The organism is Kitasatospora sp. NPDC001664 (genome assembly GCF_053596675.1).
Map to the genome: position 1 here is coordinate 1 of NZ_JBSFGS010000079.1, position 4,289 is coordinate 4,289.

The 4,289-nt window shown below is 73.0% G+C and carries 5 protein-coding genes; 1 reads left to right on the plus strand and 4 read right to left on the minus strand.

Features of this window, described 5'->3' with window-relative positions; all coding sequences use genetic code 11:
* Window positions 1-116 precede the first annotated feature (116 nt).
* A complete protein-coding gene (locus ACWCYY_RS40625; protein WP_449798952.1) occupies window positions 117-452 on the minus strand; it encodes a winged helix-turn-helix transcriptional regulator in 336 nt (111 codons plus the stop codon).
* 52 nt (window positions 453-504) lie between these two features.
* On the opposite strand from ACWCYY_RS40625, the gene ACWCYY_RS40630 reads away from it, so the two are divergent.
* On the plus strand, window positions 505-1,068 hold the full coding sequence (locus ACWCYY_RS40630) for a carboxymuconolactone decarboxylase family protein (protein WP_449798953.1): 564 nt from the start codon (window positions 505-507) through the stop codon (window positions 1,066-1,068).
* 86 nt (window positions 1,069-1,154) lie between these two features.
* Here ACWCYY_RS40630 and ACWCYY_RS40635 read toward each other — a convergent pair whose 3' ends face one another.
* The 3 genes from ACWCYY_RS40635 to efeU form a co-directional block, all read right to left on the minus strand.
* Complete coding sequence (locus tag ACWCYY_RS40635; protein WP_449798954.1) at window positions 1,155-1,799, minus strand: carbohydrate-binding protein; 645 nt, start codon at window positions 1,797-1,799, stop codon at window positions 1,155-1,157.
* A gap of 155 nt (window positions 1,800-1,954) precedes the next feature.
* Window positions 1,955-3,181 (minus strand): copper resistance D family protein, encoded by a 1,227-nt coding sequence (locus tag ACWCYY_RS40640; RefSeq protein ID WP_449798955.1) that lies wholly within the window; start codon window positions 3,179-3,181, stop codon window positions 1,955-1,957.
* Between the two features lie 138 nt (window positions 3,182-3,319).
* Complete coding sequence (efeU, locus tag ACWCYY_RS40645) at window positions 3,320-4,165, minus strand: iron uptake transporter permease EfeU (protein WP_380150302.1); 846 nt, start codon at window positions 4,163-4,165, stop codon at window positions 3,320-3,322.
* Window positions 4,166-4,289: the final 124 nt, after the last annotated feature.

The window sequence follows — 4,289 nt, forward strand, 5'->3', positions numbered from 1 at the left end:
CCAACTGGAACAACTCCCACAGCTCGTCCGGCACCAGCCGCTCAACGATCAGCATGCCCGGAGTCTACTCAACCCACCCAAATGAGATGTCTTCTTACAGGAGGATTGACGGGCCGTCAGCCCTCGGCCCTGGGCCGCCAGTCAGCGGCCCAGGCGTCGAGCTGGGCGAGGCGTTCGAGCAGGGACCGCCCCTGACCGGTGAGCAGGTAGCCCTCACCGGCGTGCTCGACGAGGTCGGCCTGTCCGAGCTCACGGAGCCGGACCGCCAGGACGCTCGAGGAGATGCCGTCGCAGCGCTGCTGGAGCTGCCGGAACGTCGGCGTCGAGTCGTCCCGCAGCTCCCACAGGACCCGCAGCACCCAGCGCCGACCCAGGAGGTCGAGCAGCGCCATGATCGGGCGGCCCGTCTGCGAGCCGCGGACCGGTCGGCCCGGGAGGGGTGTCGGTGCCATCTGCTTCCCTCGTTCGCTTCTCTTTCCGAAGCGCCAATGTTAGCGTGCCGCCATGCCTCTGAAATCGAAGCGCCCGCGCATCGAACCGCTCTCGCCGCCGTACGACGCGGAGGCCGCTGCGGCCCTCGCCCTCCTCGGGCCCTCCCCCATCCAGCTGTTCCGGGTGTGGGCACGCCGGCCCGAGCTCGCCCGCTCCATCGCGGGCTGGGGAAGCTACTACTTCTCCCGGCGCTCCGCCCTGACGCTCCGCCAGCGCGAGCTGGTCATCGACCGGACGACCGCGCTCTGCGGAGCCGACTACGAGTGGGCCGTGCACGTCGCGGGCTTCGCCGAGAAGGCGGTGCTCGACGCCGCGCAGCTCGCCGCCCTCGCCACCGGAACGCCGGCGGACGACTGCTGGGACGCGGCGGACCGTGCGGTGCTCGAAGCCGTCGACGAGCTCCACACGACCTTCGACCTCTCCGACGAGGCGTGGGCGAGGCTGGTCGCCGTCGCCGACGAGGACGCCGCGCTCGAGCTGGTCCTGGTCTGCGGTTGGTACCACGCCGTCTCCTTCGCCGTCCGGGCGCTCCGGCTGCCCCTGGAGCCCGGCACCAGGCCGATCGCCGCGAAGTGATCCGGTGCCGGCCCTGAGCGGAGGAGTCCGCACGCGTCGCGGAGCCGGGCCCCGGTCGCGGGGCGCGGCCCGGCGATCCGTGCGGATCAGCAGGTACCGAGGTCCTGCCAGACGCCCCACTGACCGGTGGTGCCGGGCTCCTCGCCCAGCGTCCACCACTTGGCGCTCCACCGGTGGCCCTTCCAGGAGACGGTGTCGCCACCGGTGTAGACCTGCGTGCCGGCCCAGGGGGCGGTGGAGCACGCCGGGGCGGTGCCGGTCACGGTGAGCGTGTACGTCGCGGAGGACGTGGCCGAGGTGCCGGTCAGCGTGCCCTTGACCGTCAGCGGGTAGGTGCCGGGGACGGCCGTGGACGCGGTCGACACCGACAGGGTGGCGCCGGCGCTCCCGCTGACCGAGGACGGGTTGACCGAGGCGGTGACCCCTGCGGGAACGCCGGTGACCGTCATCGCGACGGAGGTGTTCGAGCCGTTGTTGATGATGGCCGTGCTCACGGTCGCGGTGGTCGACGAACCGGCGGTCACCGTGCCCGAGGCCGGGCTGAGCTGCACCTGGACGGCGGGCACCTGGACACCCGACGCGGAGGGCGACGGGGAGGAGGTGGGGGCGGGCAGTGGGGAGCCTGCCGCGTGGACGGTGCCGGAGCCGGTGAGCGCCGCGCCGGCGAGGGCGGCGGCGGTGACGGCTCCGGCGAGCAGGGCTCGGAGCGGTGCGCGAACGGGTCCGGCCATGGGCCGCGCTCCCTTCGGAGGTGGGGACTTCGGCGGCCTGAGGCACTCCGGCCGGGTCACATCCTGCTGGTCTGGACCACCCGACTGTCAAGGGTCCTCACCGAAACCGGCCTCGACGTGCGCGCCCGGGCCCTGACGGCGATCGTCCTCGCCCGTCAACTCGTGGCGGGCACGGCGCCGTTCTCGCGACGGCGCGCGGCCAGCCGGCCGGAGAAGCGGTACCCGCCGATCATCACCACGACCACGGCGGCCGTCTCGGCCGTGCCCCAGACCCAGGTCGAGGTGCTGACCTTCTTGGCCGGGAGCTTCGGCAGCTTCTTCGCCGGGATGTCGGTCGCGGACCGCCTGGCCACGTCGGCCTGGTGGGCCTGGTTCCGGGCGGAGCCGTGGAGGAACGGCGCGACGAACAGCAGGGCCAGGCCGAGCAGCACCTCGACGGCGATCACGGCCGGGAAGCGGCGCAGCAGCACGGTGGTCAGCGGCCGCTGGTCGCCCTCCTCGCGCAGGGCTTCGATGCGGGGGTGCAGCCAGAACTGGTTGAAGGCGCCGATCAGCAGCATCCCGCCGAAGATGAGGATCTTGACGCCGAGCACCCGGCCGTACATGGTGCTCAGCAGCTGGGAGAGCCCGTCCACGTGCGCCCAGTAGAGGAACAGCCCGGACAGGGTGATGGCGGCGACGCAGGCCATCGCGGCGACCGAGAAGCGCCGGATGACGGCCGACCAGAAGGCACGGCGCCCGGCGCCGTTGACGACCGCGGGGAGTGCGAGCAGCAGCAGCCCGAGCAGGCCCCCGATCCAGACGCCGCCGCCCTGGAGGTGCAGCTGCCAGACCACGGCGTCGAAGGTGCCCCGGCCCCGGTCTGCCGGTGCCTGCGAGGGGAACTTGGTGGCGCCGAGCGCGACCGCGGCGCAGAGCAGGGCCGCGGACAGCAGCGGGCCGCGCGCCCGGCCGGCCGCGATCGAACGCACCGTCAGCGGGGCGGCCAGCAGGGCGCCGAGCAGGGAGGAGGTGACCTCGATGCCGGACAGGCGGCCCTTGTTGCTGCCGTCGAAGAGCGAGCTCCACGCCTTCGCGTAGTCGTAGCCGTGGCCCGGCGAGGCGGCGTGCGCCAGCTCGGTCAGCACGGCGGGCACGGCCAGCACCCCGACGACCACCGCCGCCAGGGCCAGGCGTCCGGTGACGGCGGGCGCGGAGTCGGCGGCGTTGCGGACGGCGGCGGGGACGGCGGCGAGCAGCGCGAGGGCCAGCAGGCCGACCGCCGCCATCAGGGTCACCCACACCGCCCAGTTCACCGCGCTGTCGGCGAAGGGGCCGAGGGGGGTGGACGGTACGGCGCCGGCCAGCGGCGCGTGGGCATGCGGAAGCGACAACGGGGCCACGGGGCCCTCCTTGAGTGGTGAGGTGTGGAGGAACGCGACAGGCCGCACCGGCCGGGTGAGGAGCGGGGAGGTGCCGGGCGGTGCGGCCTGCTGGTGACGGGCTCGGAGAGTGGGTGAGTGGGGCTCTCCGAGCCGGGGTTACGCGGGTTGGTCCTGCGTCGGCGCCGCAGCGGGACGGGGCGCGGGGGAGCTCGCCGGACGGACGAACCAGGCGAGCGTGGGCAGCAGGTAGCCGGCCCAGACGACCAGTTGGAGCACCGTCGGGTCGGGCTGGAAGTTGAACACGCCCTTGAGCAGGGTCCCGTACCAGCTGTCCTTGGGGACGGTGGAGCTGATGTCGAACGCCACGCTGTGCAGCCCGGGAAGCAGCCCGGCCTCCTGGAGGTCGTGGACGCCGTACGCGAGCACGCCGGCCGCGACGACCACCAGCATGGCGCCGGTCCAGGTGAAGAACTTGGCCAGGTTGATCCTCAGCGCGCCGCGGTAGAACAGCCAGCCGAGCAGGACCGAGGTGAGCAGGCCGAGCGTGGCGCCGACGAGCGGGCGCACGCCGTCATCGGTGGCGGCGACGGCGGACCAGATGAACAGGGCCGTCTCCAGGCCCTCGCGGCCCACCGCCAGGAAGGCGGTGGTGACCAGGGCGAAGGTGCCCATCGCGATGGCCGCGTCCAGCTTGCCGTGCAGCTCCGCCTTGAGGTGCCGGGCGGTGCGGCGCATCCAGAACACCATCCAGGTGACCAGGCCGACGGCGACGATCGACAGCGTGCCGCCGACCGTCTCCTGAGCCTCGAAGGTCAGCTGGCTGGAGCCGAACTGGAGCGCCGCGCCGAAGGCCATGCTGATCAGCACGGCGGCGGCGATCCCCGCCCACACCGGCGCGAGGCGGTCCCGGCGCCCGGTCTTGACCAGGTAGGCGATCAGGATGCAGACCACGAGGCCGGCTTCCAGGCCCTCGCGCAGTCCTATCAGGTAGTTGCCGAACACGGCCTTCTCCTTGAGGAGTTGACGGGGGCTCAGTTGACGACGGTCGCGGCGGCGAGCTTGGAGAGCGGCTCGGCCAGGGCGTTGACGGCGTCCGAGAAGGCCTTGCGCTCGGTGTCGCCGACCT